This window comes from Rhodopseudomonas palustris, assembly GCF_013415845.1.
Classification (GTDB): Bacteria; Pseudomonadota; Alphaproteobacteria; order Rhizobiales; family Xanthobacteraceae; genus Rhodopseudomonas; species Rhodopseudomonas palustris_F.
Genome location: NZ_CP058907.1, coordinates 4,950,484 through 4,973,404, shown reverse-complemented (window position 1 = coordinate 4,973,404; position 22,921 = coordinate 4,950,484). Strand labels below are relative to the sequence as shown.

Annotated in this window: 22 protein-coding genes; 10 read left to right on the top strand and 12 right to left on the bottom strand. The window is 62.4% G+C overall.

All coding sequences use genetic code 11. From position 1 onward, the window contains the following. Nucleotides 1–736: 736 nt before the first annotated feature. The 5 genes from HZF03_RS22765 to HZF03_RS22745 all read right to left on the bottom strand — a co-directional run bounded on the left by HZF03_RS22765 (nt 737) and on the right by HZF03_RS22745 (nt 7,327). On the bottom strand, nt 737–2,023 hold the full coding sequence (locus HZF03_RS22765) for a hypothetical protein (RefSeq protein WP_234832184.1): 1,287 nt from the start codon (nt 2,021–2,023) through the stop codon (nt 737–739). A gap of 130 nt (nt 2,024–2,153) precedes the next feature. Next, nucleotides 2,154–2,906: a hypothetical protein gene (locus HZF03_RS22760; protein ID WP_234832183.1), complete on the bottom strand. Its 753-nt coding sequence runs from the start codon at nt 2,904–2,906 to the stop codon at nt 2,154–2,156. 1,142 nt (nt 2,907–4,048) lie between these two features. Then, complete coding sequence (locus HZF03_RS22755; protein WP_119017757.1) at nt 4,049–4,771, bottom strand: recombinase family protein; 723 nt, start codon at nt 4,769–4,771, stop codon at nt 4,049–4,051. A gap of 259 nt (nt 4,772–5,030) precedes the next feature. After that, nucleotides 5,031–5,957 (bottom strand): DNA adenine methylase, encoded by a 927-nt coding sequence (locus HZF03_RS22750; RefSeq protein WP_119017756.1) that lies wholly within the window; start codon nt 5,955–5,957, stop codon nt 5,031–5,033. Beyond that, nucleotides 5,957–7,327: a hypothetical protein gene (locus tag HZF03_RS22745; protein ID WP_119017755.1), complete on the bottom strand. Its 1,371-nt coding sequence runs from the start codon at nt 7,325–7,327 to the stop codon at nt 5,957–5,959. The genes HZF03_RS22750 and HZF03_RS22745 overlap by 1 nt, the downstream gene beginning before the upstream one ends. Before the next feature lie 385 nt (nt 7,328–7,712). On the opposite strand from HZF03_RS22745, the gene HZF03_RS24635 reads away from it, so the two are divergent. The 3 genes from HZF03_RS24635 (at nt 7,713) to HZF03_RS22735 (ending at nt 10,187) form a co-directional block, all read left to right on the top strand. Next, nucleotides 7,713–7,961, top strand: coding sequence for an Arm DNA-binding domain-containing protein (locus HZF03_RS24635; RefSeq protein ID WP_420853827.1), 249 nt, complete (start codon nt 7,713–7,715; stop codon nt 7,959–7,961). Between the two features lie 352 nt (nt 7,962–8,313). Next, on the top strand, nt 8,314–9,276 hold the full coding sequence (locus HZF03_RS22740; RefSeq protein WP_119017754.1) for a hypothetical protein: 963 nt from the start codon (nt 8,314–8,316) through the stop codon (nt 9,274–9,276). A gap of 521 nt (nt 9,277–9,797) precedes the next feature. Then, on the top strand, nt 9,798–10,187 hold the full coding sequence (locus tag HZF03_RS22735; RefSeq protein ID WP_012497701.1) for a response regulator: 390 nt from the start codon (nt 9,798–9,800) through the stop codon (nt 10,185–10,187). Between the two features lie 6 nt (nt 10,188–10,193). Here HZF03_RS22735 and HZF03_RS22730 read toward each other — a convergent pair whose 3' ends face one another. Beyond that, entirely contained in the window at nt 10,194–10,346 is a 153-nt protein-coding gene (locus HZF03_RS22730) for a hypothetical protein (RefSeq protein ID WP_158255420.1), read from the bottom strand. A 116-nt stretch (nt 10,347–10,462) separates the two neighbouring features. On the opposite strand from HZF03_RS22730, the gene HZF03_RS22725 reads away from it, so the two are divergent. Next, nucleotides 10,463–11,209 (top strand): HAD family hydrolase, encoded by a 747-nt coding sequence (locus HZF03_RS22725; RefSeq protein ID WP_119017753.1) that lies wholly within the window; start codon nt 10,463–10,465, stop codon nt 11,207–11,209. A gap of 15 nt (nt 11,210–11,224) precedes the next feature. Here HZF03_RS22725 and HZF03_RS22720 read toward each other — a convergent pair whose 3' ends face one another. Further along, nucleotides 11,225–11,650: a PaaI family thioesterase gene (locus HZF03_RS22720; protein ID WP_104512854.1), complete on the bottom strand. Its 426-nt coding sequence runs from the start codon at nt 11,648–11,650 to the stop codon at nt 11,225–11,227. A gap of 79 nt (nt 11,651–11,729) precedes the next feature. Between HZF03_RS22720 and HZF03_RS22715 the strand changes: the two genes are divergently transcribed. Both HZF03_RS22715 and HZF03_RS22710 read left to right on the top strand, forming a co-directional pair. Further along, complete coding sequence (locus HZF03_RS22715) at nt 11,730–12,356, top strand: NUDIX hydrolase (protein WP_119017752.1); 627 nt, start codon at nt 11,730–11,732, stop codon at nt 12,354–12,356. A gap of 135 nt (nt 12,357–12,491) precedes the next feature. Then, nucleotides 12,492–13,703, top strand: coding sequence for a hypothetical protein (locus HZF03_RS22710; RefSeq protein WP_012497697.1), 1,212 nt, complete (start codon nt 12,492–12,494; stop codon nt 13,701–13,703). Nucleotides 13,704–13,722: 19 nt separating this feature from the next. Here the strand turns inward: HZF03_RS22710 and HZF03_RS22705 are convergent, their stop codons facing one another. Continuing rightward, complete coding sequence (locus tag HZF03_RS22705; protein WP_119017751.1) at nt 13,723–14,025, bottom strand: hypothetical protein; 303 nt, start codon at nt 14,023–14,025, stop codon at nt 13,723–13,725. 273 nt (nt 14,026–14,298) lie between these two features. Here HZF03_RS22705 and HZF03_RS22700 point away from each other — a divergent pair, with 273 nt between their 5' ends. Next, entirely contained in the window at nt 14,299–14,757 is a 459-nt protein-coding gene (locus tag HZF03_RS22700) for a hypothetical protein (protein WP_234832190.1), read from the top strand. Between the two features lie 16 nt (nt 14,758–14,773). Here the strand turns inward: HZF03_RS22700 and HZF03_RS22695 are convergent, their stop codons facing one another. From HZF03_RS22695 to HZF03_RS22685, 3 genes are all read right to left on the bottom strand, one after another. After that, nucleotides 14,774–15,988 (bottom strand): EAL domain-containing response regulator, encoded by a 1,215-nt coding sequence (locus tag HZF03_RS22695; protein ID WP_011160048.1) that lies wholly within the window; start codon nt 15,986–15,988, stop codon nt 14,774–14,776. A 241-nt stretch (nt 15,989–16,229) separates the two neighbouring features. Further along, entirely contained in the window at nt 16,230–17,237 is a 1,008-nt protein-coding gene (locus HZF03_RS22690) for a Bug family tripartite tricarboxylate transporter substrate binding protein (protein WP_119017750.1), read from the bottom strand. Nucleotides 17,238–17,372: 135 nt separating this feature from the next. Then, nucleotides 17,373–18,977 (bottom strand): alkaline phosphatase D family protein, encoded by a 1,605-nt coding sequence (locus HZF03_RS22685; protein ID WP_119017749.1) that lies wholly within the window; start codon nt 18,975–18,977, stop codon nt 17,373–17,375. Between the two features lie 176 nt (nt 18,978–19,153). Between HZF03_RS22685 and HZF03_RS22680 the strand changes: the two genes are divergently transcribed. Then, nucleotides 19,154–20,158 carry an HWE histidine kinase domain-containing protein gene (locus tag HZF03_RS22680; protein ID WP_119017748.1) on the top strand — a complete coding sequence of 335 codons (1,005 nt, stop codon included), beginning with the start codon at nt 19,154–19,156 and terminating at the stop codon, nt 20,156–20,158. A gap of 9 nt (nt 20,159–20,167) precedes the next feature. After that, nucleotides 20,168–20,524, top strand: a complete 357-nt coding sequence (locus tag HZF03_RS22675; RefSeq protein WP_119017747.1) for a response regulator — start codon at nt 20,168–20,170, stop codon at nt 20,522–20,524. A 17-nt stretch (nt 20,525–20,541) separates the two neighbouring features. Here the strand turns inward: HZF03_RS22675 and HZF03_RS22670 are convergent, their stop codons facing one another. After that, nucleotides 20,542–21,807, bottom strand: coding sequence for an MFS transporter (locus HZF03_RS22670; RefSeq protein ID WP_119017803.1), 1,266 nt, complete (start codon nt 21,805–21,807; stop codon nt 20,542–20,544). Nucleotides 21,808–21,962: 155 nt separating this feature from the next. Between HZF03_RS22670 and HZF03_RS22665 the strand changes: the two genes are divergently transcribed. Next, nucleotides 21,963–22,910, top strand: a complete 948-nt coding sequence (locus HZF03_RS22665) for a TAXI family TRAP transporter solute-binding subunit (RefSeq protein WP_119017746.1) — start codon at nt 21,963–21,965, stop codon at nt 22,908–22,910. The last annotated feature ends 11 nt before the right edge of the window (nt 22,911–22,921 follow it).

Genomic DNA, 22,921 nt, shown 5'->3' with positions numbered 1-22,921 from the left:
GCCCGGAGGCACTGCGACGGCGGCTCTAGGGCGCCCGCTGAGTCCGGTAAAGATGCAAGGCGCCAACCCCCATCGGCAACGAACGGGCGCATCGTGGGACCGCTGAGGTGCGCCGAGGCAGGCTTTAGGCGGGCCCTCACATTCCGCAGGTGATGGCTTTAAGCCCTGCCTCTCTAGTGCCTGACGTTACTTGATGTCGGGTCTTGAGGGCCATTCTTCGGGTAGGGCATGGAGCGATGGATGGGCGCTGCCCTCCTCTCAACGGGGAGAGCTTTGTGCCTGAACCTTAAGCCGATGCTTCAAGGGCGCCTCTTCTGACTTGGGATATTATGGACTTTCATAGGACGCTGAGGCCTACTCGATTGACTGGGGATGCTGTCATGCAAGAACTCGTGACCAAGACAGACCTGAAGGAGGCTATTCGCTCGATGACATTGCGGCTGGCCAGCATCACTGCGGCCTTAACTGGCTTAGTGGTTGGCATTGTTGCCGTACTGCTACGCCTTCACTCCTAGCCGCTCATCCCGGACGACATCAACGGGGCTGCCAAGTGGCTGGCACGTTGAAAGCTCGACCTAGGGCCCGCGCCTCTATGGGCGGGGTGATCACCGACCTCATCCCCTCTTAGAGGGCCCCCTCCTGTGCAGCCGCTAAGTTCGGCTTAGAGCCCCCCCACTCCGAGCTTCCCTCTAGGTTTCCCCCTCCATTAGCGGAGACGTAAGACGGGAAGTGCCTGCTATTCGGGCGTAATTTTGATTTTAACTATCGCGCAGCCGCATCCTGCCCGTCGCTCAAATTCATCCTGCATTACCTTCTGTGCCGCGACGGCACGAGATTCGGCCACCAGCACGGCGTCGTGCAGCGGCAACGCGGTGATGCCTTGCTTGAAAAGCTGTGTCGTCACGTCGATGATGATGTCGCTCTCAGCCCGCATCAATTCGAAGCCTAGCCCCGTGCCGAACAGGGGCGCGATGGGGCGGTGTTTCTGGCATAGCATTTCGATAGCATCGCGAAGTTTTGTGCCAACGGGGAATTGCTGAAGCGTTTCTTTTGGCCAATTCTTCAGGGGGCCGTCGGCGAAGAGCAGCGCATTCATCAGCTTCTTCCAGCCATCCCGGCCGGTCTTATCGCCTTGAACATCGTATATGTCGCCATCCGGCTGCTCAGCCTGCGCCCGCACGTAGGCGAGGCGGGGAAACAACTGCCTATAATCCACCTCAGCGATTGGCTCGCCCTCAATGCGAATGCGCTTGCGTTCACCCCGCTCCATCGACATCCAGAAGCCGCCCGCAAGGCGACCGCCATGGCCCCACTTGCCGTTGTTGAAGATGCGCCGCAGTGATCGCCGGAAAGGTGCAACAATCTGCCCATCCTTCCCGAGGGCCAATTGATCGGGGCCCCCGGCGATCTCGATTTGCGCATTCTGCAAGAAGCGATTTATGCACCCGATTTGCCTGGTCCACTGCTTGGTTCTGGCCGTTTCATTGAAATCCACGGCAGGAGCTCGCCCATCCTCATCCTTCCCTTCCTTCTTAATTATTAGAGCTGGGTCGTCTATCCGTTTGACGCTGCGCCAATCGGGGGGATCAAGCGGCAGGTAGTCAGGGAGACGTAAGGCGCCGGAGATGAGTGAAGGCATCTTGTGCCTATCGGAGTGCCGAAAGCCCGTAGCGTCTTTCTTGATAAGTTCGAGTTCTGCCATCATGTCGACCGCTTGAATGAAATGCTGCCCGTAGACCGGGTTCGCGTTGCGCCCCTTCTGCGAAAGGAAATCATGCGAGCGCGGCACGGCAAGCTTGGCGTCACCTTCGGTTGCCTTGAGAAGCAGTAAATTGCAGGCCAACGCTTCGACGGCGACGTAGAACTTCCTCTTATCGGGGAGCTTCCGTGCCCGCTTACGAATGCCGCTCGCGAGTTCGTATTCTATGAGCAGGTCGGCAACTAGCTTGACTGCAGCAGCGAGGTCGTCAGTTCCTGCCCGGAATTGTGGATCGAACCACATCCAGTTGAGTTGATCGTCCATTGAGTGCCGGATTCTCTACTTGCGATGGGTGTTCAAAGTGACCCCCTTGAATGCCCAACATGTGCGTACCATCACTGTGGCAGCTGATATCTCGACAGAAGACGACGCTGAGAATAATTGCCCGAAGATGTCACGCACCGGCAGGCAACGCGGGATGGCGTCCGTATCGTTTGACCTTCAGGGCGAGGACTGCGGATAGGTGCTTCTCAACGACCCATTCGCACGGCTGCTCGACGGCCTTACCAATCAGCCTCAGGACAGGCCCAGATGACCGAGGAAAGGCGTGGAGTTCAGCCACCTTCTTGAGCTGGCCCCTCTCGTCTTGAAGCTCCCAAACGCGATGGTAGCCGCTCGCAAGGCGATGCAGGGCCTTTGCGATCTGTACCGTGCGGAACTCCTTCGTCCGGTGAGAGCCAGGGTCTTCCTCGATCAATGCCGTGACGGCCAAGACGATCGCGACGATCCGCTCCGGCTTGATGCCAGCGACCCGAAGTCGCGCCAGTGCGATCCGAGCCCGTTTGGTCGCCGGCATACCCTTGAGCCGCGTGGCGATCTCGGTGGGACCTGCTTCTTCGAGAAGAAGTGCGATGGTGTTGAGGGCCGCCTTGATGAACGGGTCAATCTCCGACCGATGCCGGACATACGAAGTTGCGGCAGCAAGATACGGTTTCAACTCGGCTGCGCTGTATGTCCCGTGCCAGTGCGATCCATGCCGAGCCTTGTGCTCGACGTGACGGCGACAGTGGAATAGAGCAACGCCGTTGCCGGCAGCGTTCATCGTCGGTCGGCCGCAAAATGGCAGCACGCACACGGGCAGACCTTCAAGTGCCGCGATCCGCGTTCGTAGCGATTTTCTAGAGATCGTTCGTCTGGCGTCTTTCATATTGGCGCAGTCCATCGACGCCGGGACACGGACAGTCCAAGCGCATTGCAGGGGTTAGGAAGCGGGCGACGCTGCTGTGGTGCTAGCGAACCAACTTTCGTCGGCGCGTCTGCTCTGCGTGAAGCCGGTCAGCTATCTCGAAGCATCGCCCGAGGAGCTCCCTGAATGACGCGGGGCTGTCCGCTATATGGCGCAGTGCCGGAGGGCCGTGTCTTTCGGCTGCCCGTTCAAAATGCTCGCCGGCCGCTTCAATCGCAGCCTCCCGCCCCTTGCCGCTGTATCCAGCCGGTCGTCCAGATTGAATGACGGAATCATCACTCTTGAATTCGAGGCAGTTCTTTCGGTGGTCATAGTGAAAATTTGGATCGCTCTTCTGAGTGCGTCGGTGCACTTGGCTTCCTTCTGGAGCGTCGGCTATGATCCGTAGGAGCCGGATGTTTTGCTCCGCGCCTCGCCCGAATGCCAGGAAGAACCTCCTCTTCTCAGGAGGAGTAGCGACTCCGTTTTTGTCCTTCCTTGACGTAGAATCGTTGAAGCGAAGGCTGCCACCTGCAGCCACGAGAAGCAAAAGAACCGGTACATATTCTGGATCCAACCACCGAGGGCTCCTGTCAAAGAGCTCTTCCATCCGGTCAGCATCTTCAATCCAGACGTAGACCTTAGGTCCGAAAACGTCGGGCGTTGCCTCACTGTCTTGTAGGGACAATTCAAAAATAGGCCCGTGTGGGATCGCCGCCGATCTGACAGCTTCCAGCGATGGCGGCTCATCGGCTTCTCCCCTCAGAAATCGGAGAGCATCTTCATAGTATTTGAGGCACGCACAGGCACCGCGCTCCCCGAGTACAGGATAAATTGGATCGCCGGCAATTCCGCGTCCAACTCTTCTAAACGGGCGGGACGCAATGGTCGGCAAAAACATCCAGCGTCCAAACGCGTCCCTCGCCCGTCCAAATTTATCCCTCATTTGGTTCCTCTTCTGCGGTGCAACGAGGAACATATGGCAAAGGCGTATTTCGGGTGAAACTCCCAAAATGCGGCATGGCAAGAAAGCGTTCGGTCAAGCCTCTCTGGTATGCCTTCATGATGGGCTGACTATGGGATCACCATGGGCGCGTCTCGATAGAGATGCTGGTTCTTCTCGGCTACGGCGCCGGCAAAACCATCCGCTCCCATCCATCTATTCTGGCGATGATACGGCGCACCTGTACCGCCGACCACTTGCGGCCGCCGCGAGCCGTAGGAATATCTCTTGCAGTCAGTGCAGCAGCCATTGCATTGGCGGATGCGATCCCATTGGACCGCAATTGAAGCAACAGAGGAGCCAGATCGCCGGCGCGGCTCTGTGCTCTACTGGATTGCTCGGCCCGACCTTTCGCACGGGCAGCGTTTGTTAAGCGGACTCCCCTGTTCCCACCGAGCTTAGTCCCGCGTGCTTTCGCAGCAGCAAGAGCGGCCTTCGTTCTTGATGAGATTAAGCCGGCTTCCAACTCGGCGACGGCGGCCATCTGCTGGAGCATAAAGCGGCCCGTTGGTCCCTCGATAGCGGGCATGTCCGAAAACCTTACGTCGACACCTGCCTCAAGCAGCTTGGACAGAAAGCCGACAGAGCGGGTGAGGCGGTCGACTTTAGCGACGACGAGTGCCGCCTGATGGATTCGTGCGGTGGTGAGCGCTTGCTCCAATGCGGGGCGATCGCTGCGGCGTCCGCTCTCCATCTCAGTGAATTCAGCGGCAATGACTCCCGATGTCCCATTTAGGTAAGCCGCAACGGCGGACCGTTGTGCTGCGATACCAAGCCCTGATGCGCCTTGCCTCTTCGTCGAGACCCGATAGTAGGCAACGAACTTAGGTTGAGTGTGGGCCACCGCTTTACATCCTAGTCAACGACCGTTGATACAGTAGTTCTCTAGGGAGTCGGGCGGCAAGCTTGTGGTGTGAGTCAAATTGACTCATCGAACTGAATCTAAGGTCTGGAGTGAGCAGCCGTTCTCACCTGCAGTCGATGCGTCCCATCGTGAATTTGGTCTGCCCCGGTGGGGCATGGGGGAAAACGAACCGCCGCGCCTGAAAGGTCACGTCTCAGATGCAAGCCCCTTCGCAAATCTCGTCCGGGGGGGTGTGCCTCTAAGCTTGTTTACGTGCCTTCGAAGCGAGGGACTTCTTGGTGGCTACTGGGCGCTTTGCAGCGACCTTGCGCCGAACATGATGCACACTGAAGCCGGGGACGACTGGCGGCTTAATGCTATCGCTTAGAAAAATGACCTCGGGCCCTTCGGACTTCTCGCCCGCGCTGTAGCTCAGGAGATAAGTTGTGGGATCAAATGTCGAGTATGCAGCACGAATTTCCGGTACGTCGTCGTAGGAAACGACCCAATTTGCGCTCCGCTCGTTGCGGAGCAACTCAGCAATTTCTTCGTGATCTTTCGGCTCGTAGAAATTCTTGTAAAGCTTGTGACCCTTTACGAAGTAAGGGGGGTCTAGATAAGTTAGGGTATTTGGATTGCTCAGTGTTTTCTGGAGAAAGTCGATGGCATCCAGATTCGTGACTTCGATTTGATTGGCGTAGCCAGCCAGAGCCTTCAGGTTCTCGATCTGTCGGTCTTTCACTAGCCGCACATCGATCTTCCATTTTCCTTTTTGGGCAAAGCCGCCAATGGGTCCCGCTCCTTCGATGATGCCAGAGCGATTTGTGCGGTTAAGGAAATAGGCTGCGAATCCAAGGGCAAGCTTGTTGTCGACGTCGGCGTTTTGCCACACCTTCTGCTGCCGATACCATTGGTCGATGGTGATCTCGGTCTTTGCAATGAGACGGCAGAATCTATCGGTATCAAAAAGCGCAGAAACCCAGAAGGCGTAGATCGACGGGTCGAGGTCATTAATAAAGACCCTGTCAATAAAGCCGTTGGTGAGCAAGCGAATTGCAAGCCCGGCGCCCCCAGCATATGGCTCGCAGTAGTCGCGGCCGAAGAGTTTGTTTTCGCGTATCAGCTCGACGAAGTACGGGAACAGTTTTGCCTTGCCGCCGGGATAGCGAAGGGGCGAGTTAATCATCACACATGCTTCTTTACGAATTGATCGATTGAATCCCGAGCAGCTGCCAGTCGTGTCTCATTTGGAATAATGTTTCCATGGGCTCCGAGATTGAGATAGGCGAGATGATCCCTCTTGAATTCGGCCAGTATTTTCTTATCGCCGGGAGGCAGCACGATTGCATTGCTGGCGATGTAGTTGAGGGCGCCTTCCAGGTCGTGCGACTTGCCAGTTTTGTTGCCGCCCTGAACGTCGATGATGTGCTTCAAGATCGACTCGACGATGTTGCGCAGCAAAAATGTCGCGGCCGCGGGGTATTTCCTGCAGTTGATCTCCTTGGCCTCTTTCAGCAACTGGGTGATGAGGCCACTATTGATCTTGCCGGGCTGGTAGCCAAAGAGTGCGCCGGGCTTGGGCTTGGGGCTCCCACTGCCGGTTGCTCCGCCCGCGCTGCCTCCGCCTGTAGACCCGCCTCCAGATGAGCCCCCGCTAGCGCCGCTTGCGCCTCCGGTCTTCGCGCTTCGTCCCGTTTTCGCAGGTTTTGCCCCGGAACTGGCCTCATCATAATCGGAGAATACGCTGTCATACGACGCCGTAGCGCCCAGTCCGCGCTCCGGGTTGACGACCAGCTTCTTCACAAGGTGCTTGAACTTTTTATCTGCGTCTCCAGCGAACACGACCTTCAAATTGGCAGTATCGTACTTGATGCCCATCTTGTCCTTGTGGCCACTGGTCTGCAGAAAGCGAACCGGTGGGTTGAAGGCAACGTTTGGCGCAAGGAGGACGTCTTTCTCCTTGTGCGTCCAATTGAGTGAGAGGGCCTTGAGGTACAACTGATACTCAAGGATATAGTCTTTGACTTCTCCTTGGGTGAGCCTGAAAACCTTGCCAATCTTTCCGAGTGTTTTGCCCGCCTTCCATTCGTTGTAGATCGTTTGCCGGCTGCCAAGATAGCCCCACTGGGACTTGTCGCCGCGACCAAAATGGGCCCCGGCCATCACGGGCATTAGCGAATCTCGATCGGGCGCCAGCGTGCATACGACATTCAGGAGTGCTTTCTTGAGGGTCTCGGATACGTTGGGTACCGTTTGCGCATAGTCCTTGGGCGGCTTGATGAGGCCGGTCAGGACCTTATAGGCGGCGACGCGCGTGTTCCCCTCAATAACGACATAGCGGGTTCCCTTTTTGATGACGTAGGGACGTTCCGCGCCCACGTTGTGACCTTCGGACGCAATTCGCTTGATGAAGGCTTCCAGCTCTTCGTGCTCGTAGAGGTAGGCCAGAATGGCGCCTTGTGTCGTCAACGGCGTCTGCGAGACGATTCTTGGATTTTTGTCGTCTAGGTCGATATCGCCGAGCTTTAGCTCAACGGGTTTGAAGCCGGCATACATTCCTAGTGCCCCCGATTACCTGCAGCCACGAAACGCGATCCTTCGAATCAAGGCAACTGCGGGTTGATTCCGCAATAGCGCCTACAGGCCTCGTCCACAGGCGGCAAGGTTGTGTAACAGGGGTGGTAAACAATGCTCGCCTAGGCTAAGAAAAAGCTAGTAAATTCAATGAGCCGAGCTTCGGCCCGCGCATCCCGCCCCTGGGCACCATTTCCTGTACCCACAGCGCCCTAAAGCACACCATACGTACCGTAAAGCGCTGAAATTGCAGCGGGTTACGTCGCCGACTTGCACCAAGGCGTCCCGTGACATCCCAGAAATTCGCGGGTAGCACTGAGAGTAGGTCGTCCTTCAACAGAAAGGACTACCCACATGCTCACGAACCTTGCGATTGAAGCGGCAAAGCGGCGCGCAAATTCGTACAGGCATCTCGGATGGCCGAGGCCTCGCGCTTCAGATCGAGACAAGCGGGTCGAAGCTCTGGCGCTTCCGCTACCGGTTCACCGGAAAAGAAACCGACCTCATTCGGGGCTTGCCCGGACGTGCCGGTAACGGTTGCCTGATCGCGTTGGGAAGAGGCGCGCGCTGTGCTCGCGACCGGCGTGGACCCCGCGCGCTAGCGCGAGCAAGATAAGATCGCATAGGCAGTCGCCGCGGCGAACACGTTCGGCGTCGTGACCGAGTGCCTGGACAAACTCCGGGAAAACGGGTGCGCCTCGAACACTGTCAACAAGAACCGCTGGCTGCTTCAGGATCTCGCGTCGCCGCTCTCAAACCGGCCGATCTCCGAAAGCCACGCAGCCGCACTGAAATGGATGAAGAATCCACGGCGGTGATCAGCGGCAAGCGGCACAGTTATTTCCGATAGACCCATTCTTGGGCAATCCACCCGACCTGGCCACGAGCCGAAAGCGGCAAACTACCCTCTCTCCGGAGACGGTCTTTTATAAGGCGAACGTCTCGCATTATGCAATTTGAGGGCAAACATGAGCGGCTTACTCAGCTACCTACCAAATTGGCATGAGACTTTTGAGCAAATCAAGGATGCGGCCACGAGCGTTAGGACCGTCCTCGAATCCAATTTCACTACGTCACTCGTCGGATCACTCGCGGGAGCATTCGGCGGCGCATGGGCGGCACAGAAGATCGCCGAAAAGTCGAAGCTCAGGGACGAGCTCATGCGCGAGATCCGTCAAACCAACGCAGCCTCGAGCATGGTGTATGGCGTCGCCAATGCACACCTCGGACTGAAGCGACAGTTCGTGAAGGAGCTGAAGGACACTTACGACAAGGAGCAGCAAAAGTTCGCGAACTTTCTAGCCCAGCGTGCGTCGGGTGCGATTCCAGCAAATCAGCCGTATGTTCTGAGTGTCGATCTACAAACGATAAAACCGCTTCTGTCTCCGGTCACCGAGATCAAGGAACTCGTGTTCGACAGAATATCGCTCACGGGGCCATCTCTCTTGCTGGTACCGGTTTTACTTTCTTCGATACAGGCGTTGACTGAATCCATGGAGGGCAGGAACAAGCTCTCTGACGATTGGCGTGCCAGCAATCCTCCGAACATCGTCGAACTGTACTTAGGCGTGCCGCAAGGAGGCGTCGTCGACCGCAGATACCAAATGCTCATCGAATCGATTTATAGGCAGACCGACGACGTGATCGCGTTCAGCACAATGATTGGCGAAGATCTGTACGGCCATGCGATCGAGCTCAGAAAACAGCTGCGTAATAAATGCAAGGTTGAAGGTCCCTTGGTGTCGACCGTCGACCTCTCTCGCTTCAAAGACATCATGCCTCCGGATAGCGAGTACGAGAATTTCCGTACCATGTACAAAGACTGGAAGAACGCGCGTCCTACGAAGATCCCGATGCTGAAGAGATTGTTTAGGAAAAAGACGTTCGGCGCCGAGAATGTGAAGGGGGGCGGCCCGAAGGCCGCCCAGTAGTCGCTACGACGCCGACACCAGACTTGAAAATCTTCACGTGGTGATTTTCATCGAGACTGAAATCAAGGCCAAGCCCGCAGGTGGTTTGGAGACATGAAGCCGGGCGAACTCTTGGGAAGGCGAGCCCGGTTTTTTCATGAGCAGGCGAATCGCCGCCGACTACACGCATTTTACGCGGTGCGGCGCAGTACTCGCGAATAGGGCGAAGTTATGCCGGTTATTCACAGCCGACCGGCGTGATCGAGACGGCATCACGGGTATCGCTGAGGGTAAATTGCCTGGACAGGTTGGAAAATAAATACAAGGCGATCTACTTCACAGTGTGAAGTCGCCCCTGGCACCCTCCCCCTTCGCTTCCGCGCTCGCTAGTCCAGCATCGCTGAACGGCGTGCATCGGTGCCCGCGCTCGTAGCGTTACCAGTTGCGCTCGTTTCGCAAACTGCAGCAATCTGACACCGTCATAGCCGGTCTTTGTTTTGCGTCGCGGCGCTCACGGTCCTTACGCCTGCCAAGAGGTGGTGATGGAGGTGCTGGTCGTCGACGACGAGCCCGCGGTGCGTACGGTGTTGACCCTGGTGTTGGGCAAAGCCGGCCATCAGGTGACGGTGTGCGACAGTGGGGCTGGGGCGCTCGACTGGCTCAGCTGTAGCGATCCCGCGCTGGCACTGATCGATCTCAGCCTGCCCAAGGTGCAGGACAAGAGCGTGCTGGCGGCGGTGCGGGCGGCGCGGCCGGCGCTGCCGATCATCGTGATCAGCGGAATGCTGCCCGAGTTCGATGCGGCGATGCTGAAGCGGGAGGGGATGACGGTCGAGAACGGCGTCTATTGCCTGGCCAAGCCGTTCACCGCCAAACAATTGCAGAAGCTGATGGATGCCGCGCTGGCGCAAGGAGGCCCGGCGCCTGGCTAGGTTCGGCTATTCCTGCACGACGTTGTCGCAGGCGGAGCAGCGGAATACGGTTCGGGCGGGATGTTGCAGCCGACGCGGCAAACGGCCGATCAGCTTCATTTCACCGCCGCATTTCTCGCAGCGGCGCTGAGCAGAATAGTCGTGTTCGATATCGGACATCGGAGCGGCTTGATGATGATTGTAAAGTTTGCTTTACACCCTGCCCAAGTCATTGTCAGGTCCGATTTGTGTTCATTTTTTGGACGCCTCGCACGGTCCGAGAGTAAGTGGGTTCTATGTTACCTTCTGCACTGATCTTCGACGTCGATGGCACGCTCGCCGAGACCGAAGAGCTGCACCGTCAGGCCTTCAACGCCACCTTCGCGGCCGAGCAACTGCCGTGGCATTGGGATGCGACGCTGTATCGCAAGCTGCTCGACGTCACCGGCGGCAAGGAGCGGATCGCTCACTTCCTGAAGTCGGAACCGGATGGCGCCGAGCGGGCGGCCGATCGGATCCCCGAACTGCACCGGGCCAAGACCGACCGCTACACCGCGCTGGTCGTCGCCGGCACCGCGCTGCGCCCCGGCGTGGCGCGGCTGATCCGCGAGGCCAAGGCGGCCGGCGTGAAGCTCGGCATTGCCACCACCACCAGCCTGCCGAATGTCGAGGCGCTGCTGGAGTCCTCGCTCGGGCCGGACGCGATGGCGCTGTTCGACGCGGTCGGTGCCGGCGATGTGGTGCCGGCCAAGAAACCGGCGCCGGACATCTACCTCTACGTGCTCGACGCCCTGAAGCTGCCGGCCGCCGATTGCGTCGCGTTCGAGGATTCCACCAACGGGGTCCGCGCAGCGCGGGCCGCCGGGCTGCCGACCATCGTCACCCCGGGGCTCTATACCGAGGGCGACGATTTCCCCGGTGCGCTGGCGGTGCTCAGCGATCTCGGCGAGCCGGATGCGCCGTATCGGCATCTTGCCGGCGTTGGGGCCGGCGAGTCCCTGGTGACGCTGGACGCGCTGGCGCGGTGGTGCCGCGCCGCCTGAGCCGCCGGGCGGCCGTCAGCGCGGCCGCACGATCTTGAACACGCCGTGCGCCAGGATGATGCAGCGGCGGTCGACGCTGACTTCGGTCGAGGTGAAGATCAGGCTGCGCGTGGTCCGCACCACCCGCGGCCGCGAGATCAGCAGGTCGCCGATCTCGGCGGCGTCGACGAAATGCGTGTCCATCTGCACCGTGGCGAGATGCGGCGCGCCGGACTGATCGCGCGCCGCGATGCCCGAGGTGCGGTCCGCCAGCGTCATCATCAGCCCGCCCTGCACCAGGCCGCGCTTGTTGCGATGCTTGGCCGCGGTCGCGATCGCGTATTCGTTGGTGCCGTCGACGCAGCGATGCCACAGCGGCCCGACCAGATCGATGAAGCCGTCGTCGTGGATCACGCTCCAGCCGTCGGCCTTCATGCTGCGGGCGGTGGTGGTCTCGGTCATCGATCGGCTCTCCATCGCCGCATGGCCTTGCGCGGCGGCAACGGTTTCCTCGGTCAGGTGCGCAGTGTAGTCAAGACGGATGAGCCACGCGCACGACGATGCCACCCGAGCCCTGATCGCCGCGCGCTGCGCGGCTTTTCCGCGCCACGACGATGGCCTGACGCCGTCCGGGCTGAAGCGCGCCGCGGTCGCGATCGCGCTGGTCGCGGCGGAGGACGGCAGTGCGGCGTTCCTGCTGACGCGTCGCTCGCCGCGGCTGCGCTCCCACGCCTATCAATGGGCGCTACCGGGCGGTCGCTGCGACGACGGCGAGACAGCGCCCGAAACCGCGCTGCGGGAATTGCACGAAGAGCTCGGTCTCGCGCTCAACGCCGGCGACGTGCTCGGCATCCTCGATGACTATCCGACCCGCTCCGGCTATCTGGTGACCCCGGTGGTGGCGTGGGCTGCGGGAAGCGGGCCGCTGGCGCCGAACCCGGACGAAGTCGCCTCGGTGCATCACGTCGGCCTTGCCGAGATCGCGCCGCCGGATGTGTTCGACTTCACCTCGATCCCGGAGAGCGACCGCCGCGTGGTCCGGTTCCGCTACGAGGACGACTTCATCCACGCGCCGACCGCGGCGCTGATCTATCAATTCCGTGAAGTGCTGGCCGGCCGCGTCACCCGCGTCGCCGATCTCGAGCAGCCGGTGTTCGCCTGGAAGTAGCCTGCGCCGTGCGCTGTCGTACCGCCTGACTCGTCTTGTCTTCTGTAAACAAACAATCGCCGGGTTCACAGCTTGTGATGCCCGGCGCAAGCTGTGGGGCAACGGTTCATTCACCCTATCGGGCGAGGATGCGGCATGGCTCATTCGATCATTCATCTCGCCCGGCTCGCGCCGGTCGCGCTGCTCGCCTTTGGATCCCACGCGCTCGCCCAGACCGCGGCGCCGCTGCCGTCGTCGGTGGCGAACGCGATGGCGCAGGCCGCCTCGCCGCAGGCGATTGCCGAATATCGCTACCGACTGCAGCAGTATCAGGCCGCGCGCGCCGAATTTGAACGCGATGCCGGCGCCTATTGGGACGCGATCGCCGAGCGGCGCCGCATCCGCAACGCCAAGCGCCGCACCGGCGAGCAGATCACCCCCGACGACTACGTGCTGGTGCAGCCGCCGGTCTATACCGGGCCGAAGCGGCCGATCGATCCGGAGCCGTCGACCGAACCGCCGCGTGAGCGCAAGTCGTTGCCGGTCGTCGCCGATTTTGTGCGCGCCGCCGCCGAATACTATCAGTTCACGCCGCAGCGTCCGTCGAGCGAGGTCGAGTTCAAGCGCGCCTATGCCCGCGCCGCGCGCGAGGCCGGCCTGACCCGCGATCAGGCGGTGCGGGTCTATGCGTTCGAGACCGGCGGCAACGGCGATCACGACATGCAGTCCGGGCTCAGCAAGACACGGCCCGGCTCGCGGCCGATCTCGACCGCGATCGGCTACAACCAGCTGCTCACCACCAACACCTTGGTGCTGCTGGCCGAGCAGGGCAATCAGATCATCAAGTCGCTGAACGACAAGGCTGCGACGCTGTCGGGACCGCGGCGTCAGGCGCTCGACCGCAAGATCGCGGTGGTGAAGCGGATGGTGGCGTTCGCGCGCTCGATCCCGGGCAATTGGAGCGAGCACGAAAAACTCGGCCGCACCCCGCAAGGTTGGGGCGTGCACGCGCTGGTGCTCGACATCGACGTCGGCCCATTGCTGCAGACTCACAAGCTGCTGACCTCGGTGGTGTTCGCGCAGCGCAAGGGCTACCCGGAGCGGCTCACCGCCGCCGAACTCGAGATGATGAATCTCACCGGCGACAGCACCGGCCTCGACATGGTGACGATGCCGCAGGAGATGCGCGAGGTGGTGCCGACCTCGAACTTCTTCCAGCGCTCCGGCTATGAGCGCAATCCGGTGGCGATCCGTCACAATACCGTGGCGAAGCTGCTCGCCGTCACCGACGCGCGGATGGACGCCAACAGCAACAATCCGGGCGCACGCGAGCTGTTCGCCGCGTTCGAGACCAGCGCGCAGCGCTGAAGCGCGATCGCGTTCGGCGCTACTGATCGGCGCCGAACTTGAAGTTGCCGTCGCCTTCGAGGAACGGCCCGGAGCGCATATAGAGCTGGCCGTTGGCGCCGATAAAGAACAGCGTCTCGCGCGGGACTTTCTTGGCGCCCTTGAACAGCTCCTTGGCGTTGCTGGTGCCCATCTTGTAGGTCAGCGTCTTGCCGTCGCGGGTGTAGCCGTAGCCCTTGTCCGGTGTCAGCACCCACGGTTCGCCGGCGTCGGCGTGAGCGACCGACGTCAGCGCCGCAAGGCTCGCGGCGGTGATCAGCAGGGTGGTGCGAAACGAGGTCATCGCTGAGGCTCCAAACAGAGCACGCCGGGCGATGGTCGACCGAGTCGGTCGACCATCGTGCTGCGCGGCCGTCTCTGAACAAATCACGAACAATCAGTTGCGGTCAACAATGCCGCATGCTGATGTCGGTCGGATGTCAGCGCCGTTTGGTTCGACTTTGTGATTTTACCCATGTCGGCGCGCCGCTATGGTTCGGGCACCGAGTCGCCGTTCACGCGCGACGATCGCAGCGGGAGGACGACGATGCAGGTGCAGGGCCTTTCGATCGGCGCGATGCTGATCGCCGGATTGGCGTCGCTGGCCGCAGCGGCGCCGGCCTCCGCCGACGAGTACCGGCTCAGCAACAATCAGCACATCTCCTGCAGCCGCGGCCTGAGCCCGGGCAAGCTGGTCACCGCCACCTGCCGGTCCTACGCGTATCTGTTCAATACCAAGACGTCGGAATACTTCCGCTGTGCCGTCAGCCTGGCGATGACGCGCGACAACAAGGAAGTGATCAACGTCCAGACCGACGGCGGCTGTTTCCGCCGTCCGCGAATCTTCGATGTCGACGGCGACTATCAGTTCGACGGCGCCGAGACCGAGCCTGCCAACACCAACGCGTTCTTCGGCGCCGGCGGCTATGTGGTTTGGGCCGCCGACACCAAGCAGCGCCGGGTCCGCGGCTGCGTCACCATCGCGTCGGGACTCGGCGACGACGTCTCGAAGTGCCTGGAAATGACGTTCGACTGACGCGACGCGAACGCGCTCAATCCTGCATCGCCACCGGGCGCGCGTGTGCGGCGCGGGCGAATTTCTTCAGACCCATCGGCTTGCCGAACAGATAGCCCTGCATCTTGTCGAAGCCGAGCTCGTGCGCGGCCTGGAAGTCGGCGCGGGTCTCGATTCCCGTCGCGGTGCAGCGCGCGCCATAGTCGCCGGCGAGTTCGACAATCCGCTTGCACACCGAGCGTTTCAGCCGGTCGTCGGCGCAGCCGGTGACGAACGAACGGTCGACCTTCAGTTCGACGAACGGGAAGGTGTCGAGGTGCATCAGCGCCGGCCAGTCGGCGCCGACCTTGTCGATCGCGATCGCGACGTTGCGCAGCCGCAGTCGCCGACTGATTTCCGCCATCTCGTCCAGATGGTCGACGATCTCGGAGGCGTCGATCTCGATGATCAGACCGCCGAACGCCGGATGCTGCGGCACCCAGGCCGAGAGATCGTCGAGCGCGCGCTCATTGCCGAGAAAGCTCACCGGCAGGTTGATCGACAGGTCGACCGGGCCCTGGTGGTCGAGCAGATAGTGCCAGTCGGCGATCGCGCGTTTCACCACGAATTCGGAGAGCGCGCGGAAATGCGGATCGTTGCCGTCGGGCAGGAATGCCGAGGGCGACACCACGCCCCAGTTCGGATGTCGCATCCGCAGCAGCGCCTCGGCGCCCTGCGGGGTCAGCGAATGCGCATCGACGCAGCGCTGATACCACAGCTCTAGCCAACCGGCCTTGAGCGCCTCGGCGACGTCGATCTCGGGCTCCGGCGCCGGCTCCTGCGGCAACAGCGGAGCGAGGCTGAGGCTCAGCGTGTGCACGCTGAAGGGTGTTGCCAGCGGCGGCAGCATCCTCAAGCCGCGCGCGACGCCGTGCTGGCGGATCGCGTCCGACATGATGGTCTCGCGCGGCGCGATCGTCAGCACACTGCCGGTAAAACAGGTTGTCGCGAGCGTATCGAGAATCGCTTCCGCCTCGACGCCATCGACGCTCGAGCCGATCACCAGCAGGTCGGGCTGATGTTCGGCGAGCCGCGCTGGCAGTTCCAGCGCGCCGGCGCATTCCCCCGTCACGAATCGGAACTCCTCCAGCGCGTCGGCCAGGAAAGCCCGCAAGTGCGGCTTGCGATCGACGATACACGCGCGCGGCGCCACCTTGCGGCGGCCGAAACCGCCTGCAGGTACGCACACTTCCGCTTCCGTCGTTGCTCTCATTGGTCCACCCCCCGAAATAACGCGCCAAACTTTAGGGGTTGGAGAGAGTTCAAAATGTGGAATTAAACCGAAACCCACACTAAGTCCCAGGTAGGGTTAAATGGATGCCTATGATTCAAATGCAATCTTTTGAAAGGTGGGCGATGTGATGGGTTTAGGTGTCACGCGCCGGTCGCAATCACAACGCCGCACTCATTCGTCGGAGATCAAATCTGCACACGTTGCGACGGTCGCGGCGTAGCTACAGCGGCGCAATTCCGGCGGTCTTCGCCACTTTTTCCCAGCGCGCAATTTCGGCCTCGACGTGACGCTGCATATCTTGGGGTGACCCGCCGCCCGGCTCGGCACCGATCTCGCGGAGTTTCGCCGTCCCGCTGTCGCTGCCGAGGAACGCCGCGACTGTGGTGTTGAGGCTGGTGACGATCTCCGTCGGCGTGCCGCGGGGCGCCCCGATGGTGAACCAGGAGGCGGTCTCGTAGCCCGGCACGCCGGCTTCCGCGATGGTCGGCAGGTGCGACAGCGGCGGCCAGCGCTTGGCGGTGGTCACCGCGAGCGGACGGATCTCGCCTGCCTCGAGCAGCGGTTTGGAAGCCGGCAGATTGTCGATGGTGAGATGCACGCGGCCTTCCGCGAGATCGCGCAGCATCGGTGCCGATCCCTTGTACGGCACCGCCGTGATCTCGACGCCCGTCATGGTCTTGAACAGTTCGGTCGACAGATGCCCGGTCGAGCCCAGCGCCGACACGCCATAGAACAGTTCGCGCGGGCGCTGCCGCGCGTAGCTGATCAGGTCCGCGACGCTGGTCACCGGCAGCGATTTGGTCACCGACAACAGGTTCGGGACGCGGGCGATCACGATCACCGGGGTGAAGTCGGTGGCCGGATCGTAGCCCATGGTCCGATACACGAGGCGATTGGTGGCGTGGATGCCGGGCGTGCCGATGATGAAGGTGTAGCCGTCCGCAGGCACCTTGGCGACGTAGGAAGCCGCGATATTGCCGCTCTCGCCGCTGCGATTGTCGATGACAAAGGACTGGCCGTAATGCTCCGAGAGTCGGGCCGCGATCAACCGGGCCAGCATGTCGGTGGTGCCGCCGGAGGTGAACGGCACGACCAGCGTCACCTGCCGGGTCGGCCAGCCGGCGGCGCGCGCGAGGCGCGGCAGCAGCGGCAGGGTGGCGATCGCGGCCGCTCCGCGCAGAATGCTGCGCCGGCTGATACGCGATCGCGGATAGAGGGGTTCGATCATCTAATCCCTTGGAGCATCATCCCGCGCTGCGGGCAGCGCGGCCAGCTTCGTTGAGCGGCCAGCATGATCCTATGCGCGCGATTCGGCGAGGACCAGCGCGGCCACACGCGGCGGCGCGGTCTCCTACGATCGTCGTTAGCGAGTGATGAGTCCGGGACGGCCGGCTTCGACGACGAGCGAGCGGATCGTCTGCGCGGGGTGTCCCGGTACGGCGATGCTGTCGATCGCGCGGAAGTCCGCCAGCCATTGCTGTGGCGTCACGGTGTGGCGCGTATAGCCGCGCTGATCGCTGAAGAACTTCAGCTGGGGATTGTTGCGATGCATCGTGGCCATCGCTGCGTCGTCCGGCGGCGCGCCGCCGACGGATGAGATCGACGTCGAGAGAAACTCGACGCCGACGCACGGCGAGTTGGGATTGCGTGCGTCGCGATGCAGTTCGAGCGCCAGCGCGCGGTGCAGATCGCCGCTCAGCACCACGGCATTGCTGGCCTTGGCTTCGTCGAGCATCGCGATCACCCGGTCGCGCGCCGCGGTGGCGCCGTTCCAGGTGTCGACATCAAACACCGGCTCGCCTTTGTCCTCGATCTTAGGAAAGCCGCGCCAGTCGAACGGCGCGAACAGCACCTGCTGCGCCAGCACGCGCCAAGTGGCATCGCTTTGCTTCAGCCGCGCGGCGAGCCATTGCTCCTGTGCGGCGCCGAGCATGGTGCGGTCGGCCGGATCGGCTTCGGCGCAGCCCGCCAGGAAGCCGTCTCCGCACGGTTGGCGTGAGCGATGTTGCCGGGTGTCGAGCACCGCGACGTCGGCCAGTGTGCCGAAGCGAAAGCCGCGATATGCCAGCACGTCCGGTCCACGCGGACGCTGCGCCCGGCGCACCGGCATGTGCTCGTACCAGGCTTGCAGCGCCATCGCGCGGCGAAACAGGAACGCCTCCGGAGGAGTCTGCTTCGGATCGCTGTCGCTCGCCCAGTTGTTGACGATCTCGTGGTCGTCGAAGCTGATCAGGAATGGGCAGGAGGCGTGCGCGGCTTTCAGATCAGGATCGGACTTGTACAACGCGTAGCGGCGGCGATAGTCGGTCAGCGTGTAGCAGGTGGCAAAGTCCTTCGGCATCGTGCGCGGCCAGGGCGAGTCGTTCTTGTCGGTGGCCGCGAAGCCGTATTCGTAGATGTAGTCGCCGTAGTGGAACACGAAGTCGAGCTGATCCTCGGCGATCGCGCGCCACGCCGAATAGTAGCCGCCCTCCCAGCGCTGGCAGCCGGCCGAGGCAAAGCGGAGCTGCTGCGGCGTCGCGTCCGGCGCCGGCAAGGTGCGGGCGCGGCCGATCGGGCTGTCGACGCCGCCGGCGCGGAAGCGGTAGAAGTAGTCGCGCCCGGGCGCCAAACCTTCGATCTCGACATGCACTGAATGCGCCAGTTCGAGATAGGCGGTCGTGCGCTCGCTGCGCAGGATCCGGGTCATTGCCGGATCGTCGGCGATCTCCACCGTCACTTCGACCGGCTGGGCGCTCATCCCTCCGCGGGACTTCAGCGGTTCAGGCGCCAGCCGCGTCCACAGCACGAAACCGTCCGGCGCCGGATCACCGGACGCGACGCCGAGCGTGAACGGATCGGTGGAGAACAAGACCGGCGCGGCTGCCCCGGCGCTGACCGGCACGATACCGATCAGCCCGGCGCCGAGCGCACCGCGCAGCACGGTGCGGCGGTCGAATGCGAACGGGTCAAAAGGGGGAGACGGCATCGGGGGTACTCTTGCGTCTCGCCTCGCGGGCTACGATCGGAGCAGCTTAGCAGGAGCGGATGAAACTCTCTCGACACTAAACTGCCGAATCGTATCCAGCATCGTCCGAGTTTCCGGATTGTGACCGGCGAAGTTTCTCTATAGCTTTTCGCGGCCGCGTCTCGGGTTCGGTCAGCATGAATATGGAAGATCTTTATCGGCTGCTGCGTACCAGCCACGTTCAGGCGCAAGGTATCGTCGACACGGTCGTCGATCCGATGCTGGTACTGGACGCCAGCCTGACCGTGCAGAATGCCAGCCGGTCGTTTTTCGAAACCTTCAAGGTCGATCGCTACGAGACCATCGGTCAGCCGCTGTTCGAACTCGGCAACGGTCAGTGGGACATCCCCGACCTGCGACGGCTGTTGCTCGAGGTCATTCCCAAGGCGGCGGCGGTGATTAACTACCAGGTCGATCACGTTTTCCCGGGCCTAGGGCCGCGGACGATGCTGCTGACCGCGCGCACTCTGGTCCATCCCGACAACGCCAGCCATTCGATGCTGCTGTCGATCGTCGATGCCACCGACCGGTTTCGGCGCGACGCCGCCAGGGATCTGCTGCTCGGCGAGATGCGGCATCGGATGAAAAATCTGTTCGGCGTGGTGCAATCACTGGCGCGGCAGACCACGACGGAAGGGCGGACAGCGGAGCAATACAGGGACGACTTTCTCGGCCGCTTCGGCGCTCTGATGGAGGCCGAAGACCTGGCGTTCGTCACCCAGGACGAGACCGCGCTGCTTAAGTTGCTGCAGCGGATCCTGGCGCCTTACAAAGGCGGCCCGGCAGCAATCGCGATCGAGTCGGGGCCCGCAGTGGTGCTAGCCCCGCGTTCGCTTGGGTCGCTCAGCCTGATCTTGCATGAACTCGCAACCAACGCCGCGAAATACGGCGCCCTGTCCGCGCCTGGTGGGCGGCTGCGGGCGACCTGGGCGGTTGACGCTGCCGGGCGTGAACTGCGGCTGACCTGGGTCGAAAGCGGCGGCCCCGCGGTCGCGCCGCCGACCAGCACCGGCTACGGCACGGAGCTGATCCGCTCAGTGACCAGCTACAGCCTCGGTGGACGTTCGGAACTCGATTACGCCGTCGGGGGTTTACGGGCTGAGATCATCATCCCGCTGAGGAGTGAAGCGCTCCCGAGTTGAAAGTGCATTGTGCAGAAGACGGTTCTGATCGTCGAGGGCGAATTCCTGATCGCGATGGATCTGGTCCGGATGGTCGAAGGCGATGGCTGGAGGATCATCGGACCGGTCGCGACCGTGCAGGATGCGCTCCGTCTGCTCGAAGCCGAGCTTCCCTCGGTGGCGATGCTCGACGTCAATCTCGGCAAAGAGCTGGTCACGCCGGTGGCGGAAAGGTTGAAGGCGCAGAACGTGCCGTTCGCGGTGGCCAGCGCCTATGACAAGCCTGAAAGCCATGGCGGCGACGTGCTGGCCGGCGTCCCGAATGTCGGCAAGCCGGCGAGCGAACGGCGGCTGCTGGCGACCTTGAAGCAGCTCACCGAGAGCTGACGTTCAGCTGGACAGCTTTAGACGGTGGATGAGACCGCCTCCGGCGCTGCGGAAGGTGGTGCCGCCGATTGCTGCTGTCGGGTCTCCGGCATCAGCACCAGGAACAACACCAGCGCCGCAGCAGCGATGCCGGCAAGCGCCAGGAACGCGGCGCTGTAGCCCGCGCTGACCACGATCAGTCCGGCGAAGCCGGTCGACAGCGCGGCGCCGAGGCCTGCGGCCGTCGCGATCGCGCCCTGGCTGATGTTGAAATGCCCGGTGCCGTGGGTGAGGTCGGCCACCACCAGCGGAAACAGCGCGCCGAAAATGCCGGCGCCGACGCCGTCGAGCAGTTGCACGCCGACCAGCCAATACGGATTGTCGGACAGGGGGTATAGCGCGCCGCGCAGCGCCAGCACGCCGAGCGCGACGGCGAAGATCGGTTTGCGGCCCCAGACGTCGGCCTTGTGCCCGACCAGCGCCGCCACCGGCACCATCACGAGCTGCGCGGCGACGATACACACCGACATCAGCGTGGTGCCGAGGTTCTTGTTCACCAGCGCCAGCTTCTGTCCGACCAGCGGCAGCATCGCCGCATTGGCGAAGTGAAACAGCACGGTGGCGCCGGCGAAGATCAAGAGCGGCCGGCACGTCAGCAGCACCTTAAAGCCGGACGGCTGGTCGTGATGGGCGCCGCGCTCGTGATCGTCGCCGAGCCCGCGGGCGACGTGATCGTCGATCGCCGCGGCTGGGATCGCCAGCGTGGCGAAGATGCTGGCGAGCGCCATCGCGGCCATCAGCCAGAACACCACGCCCGGACCGAACCCATAGGCGAACGCGCCGGCAAGCATCGCCGCCACCGCGTTGCCGGCGTGGTTGAAGGCTTCGTTGCGGCCGGTCCGACGGGCGAAGGCGCGCGGCCCGACGATGCCCAGCGTTAGCGCCGCCACGGCGGGCGCAAAGATCGCGCCGGCTGCCGCCGCCAGAGCCTGGGTCGCCGCCACCAGCACGAAACTGTCCAGCCACGGCAGCACCACCGACGCCACGGTCACAACCAGGGCGGCCGCGATGATCAGTGCGCGCTTGGCGGTGGAGCGGTCGATCAGTGCCCCGGCTGGGGTCTGGGCTGCGATGCCGGCCGCCGCGGCGATCGACATCACCAGCCCGATCGACGCCTCGTTCCAGTTCTGCACGGCCAGCAGGTAGATCGCCAGATATGGCCCGAGGCCGTCGCGCACGTCGGCGAGGAAGAAGTTCAGCGCGTCGAGCGGCCGCGCCAGGGACTGGGGAGGGCTGGGCGGCACGCGAACCTCTTCGGCTGCATTGAACGGGAACGTACAATTCGCGCCGCCGCCTTCGGGTTCCGCGGCCATCGGCCCGGACCGCCGATTTGACGGGTTGACCGCGGCGGTTCGGCCGGTCAGTTTTCCAAGCAACAACTTAAGGGAGAAAACTGTTCATGAAGGCCAGATTGTTTGGTGTCGCCGCGGTTGCGGTCATTGTCCTGGCGGCGCCGCAAGCCCGCGCTCAGCAATTCGTCAACGTGCTGACCGGCGGCACCTCCGGCGTCTACTATCCGCTCGGCGTCGCGATAGCCAAGATTTATGGCGAGAAGATTCCCAACGTCAAAGCTCAGGTCCAGGCCACCAAGGCATCGGTCGAGAACCTCAACCTGCTGCAGCAGGGGCGCGGCGAGATCGCGTTCTCGCTCGGCGACTCGCTGAAAGCCGCCTGGGACGGCGACGCCGAAGCCGGCTTCAAGGCCAAGCTCGACAAGCTGCGGGTGATCGGCGCGATCTATCCGAACTACATCCAGATCGTTGCGACGGCCGAAAGCGGGATCAAGACGCTGGCCGACCTGAAGGGCAAGAGCCTGTCGGTCGGCGCGCCGAAATCCGGCACCGAGCTGAATTCGCGCGCGATCCTGAAGGCCGCCGGCATGGACTACAAGGATCTCGGCAAGATCGAGTATCTGCCGTTCGCCGAATCCGTCGACCTGATGAAGAACCGCCAGCTCGCCGCCACGCTGCAGTCGGCCGGCCTCGGCGTCGCCTCGTTGAAGGACCTGTCGAACTCGTCCGACATCAACGTCGTGGCGGTGCCGAAGGAGGTCGTCGACAAGATCGGCCCGCCGTTCGTCGCCGAGACCATCCCGGCTGGCACCTATAAGGGGCAGGACAAGGACGTGCCGACCGCCGCGGTGATCAACTATCTGGTGACCTCGAGCGCAGTGTCCGACGACCTGGCGTATCAGATGACCAAGCTGATCTACGAATCGCTGCCCGAACTCGCCAGCGCCCACGCCGCCGGCAAGGGCATCAAGCTCGAAACCGCCGCCGCCGGCAGCCCGGTCCCGCTGCACCCCGGCGCGATCAAGTATTTCAAGGAAAAGGGCGTGCTGAAGTAGGCGCGACCCCC

What these genes read in the sequence shown, in the direction of transcription:
- HZF03_RS22705 (WP_119017751.1), bottom strand. Translation starts at nt 14,025, where the DNA reads ATGACCTCGTTTCGCACCACCCTGCTGATCACCGCCGCGAGCCTTGCG.
- HZF03_RS22740 (WP_119017754.1), top strand. Translation starts at nt 8,314, where the DNA reads ATGAGCGGCTTACTCAGCTACCTACCAAATTGGCATGAGACTTTTGAG.
- HZF03_RS22735 (WP_012497701.1), top strand. Translation starts at nt 9,798, where the DNA reads ATGGAGGTGCTGGTCGTCGACGACGAGCCCGCGGTGCGTACGGTGTTG.
- HZF03_RS22745 (WP_119017755.1), bottom strand. Translation starts at nt 7,327, where the DNA reads ATGTATGCCGGCTTCAAACCCGTTGAGCTAAAGCTCGGCGATATCGAC.
- HZF03_RS22760 (WP_234832183.1), bottom strand. Translation starts at nt 2,906, where the DNA reads ATGAAAGACGCCAGACGAACGATCTCTAGAAAATCGCTACGAACGCGG.
- HZF03_RS22665 (WP_119017746.1), top strand. Translation starts at nt 21,963, where the DNA reads ATGAAGGCCAGATTGTTTGGTGTCGCCGCGGTTGCGGTCATTGTCCTG.
- HZF03_RS22710 (WP_012497697.1), top strand. Translation starts at nt 12,492, where the DNA reads ATGGCTCATTCGATCATTCATCTCGCCCGGCTCGCGCCGGTCGCGCTG.
- HZF03_RS22695 (WP_011160048.1), bottom strand. Translation starts at nt 15,988, where the DNA reads ATGAGAGCAACGACGGAAGCGGAAGTGTGCGTACCTGCAGGCGGTTTC.
- HZF03_RS22680 (WP_119017748.1), top strand. Translation starts at nt 19,154, where the DNA reads ATGAATATGGAAGATCTTTATCGGCTGCTGCGTACCAGCCACGTTCAG.
- HZF03_RS22720 (WP_104512854.1), bottom strand. Translation starts at nt 11,650, where the DNA reads ATGACCGAGACCACCACCGCCCGCAGCATGAAGGCCGACGGCTGGAGC.
- HZF03_RS22690 (WP_119017750.1), bottom strand. Translation starts at nt 17,237, where the DNA reads ATGATCGAACCCCTCTATCCGCGATCGCGTATCAGCCGGCGCAGCATT.
- HZF03_RS22715 (WP_119017752.1), top strand. Translation starts at nt 11,730, where the DNA reads ATGAGCCACGCGCACGACGATGCCACCCGAGCCCTGATCGCCGCGCGC.
- HZF03_RS22700 (WP_234832190.1), top strand. Translation starts at nt 14,299, where the DNA reads ATGCTGATCGCCGGATTGGCGTCGCTGGCCGCAGCGGCGCCGGCCTCC.
- HZF03_RS22725 (WP_119017753.1), top strand. Translation starts at nt 10,463, where the DNA reads ATGTTACCTTCTGCACTGATCTTCGACGTCGATGGCACGCTCGCCGAG.
- HZF03_RS22730 (WP_158255420.1), bottom strand. Translation starts at nt 10,346, where the DNA reads ATGTCCGATATCGAACACGACTATTCTGCTCAGCGCCGCTGCGAGAAA.
- HZF03_RS22685 (WP_119017749.1), bottom strand. Translation starts at nt 18,977, where the DNA reads ATGCCGTCTCCCCCTTTTGACCCGTTCGCATTCGACCGCCGCACCGTG.
- HZF03_RS22750 (WP_119017756.1), bottom strand. Translation starts at nt 5,957, where the DNA reads ATGATTAACTCGCCCCTTCGCTATCCCGGCGGCAAGGCAAAACTGTTC.
- HZF03_RS22765 (WP_234832184.1), bottom strand. Translation starts at nt 2,023, where the DNA reads ATGGACGATCAACTCAACTGGATGTGGTTCGATCCACAATTCCGGGCA.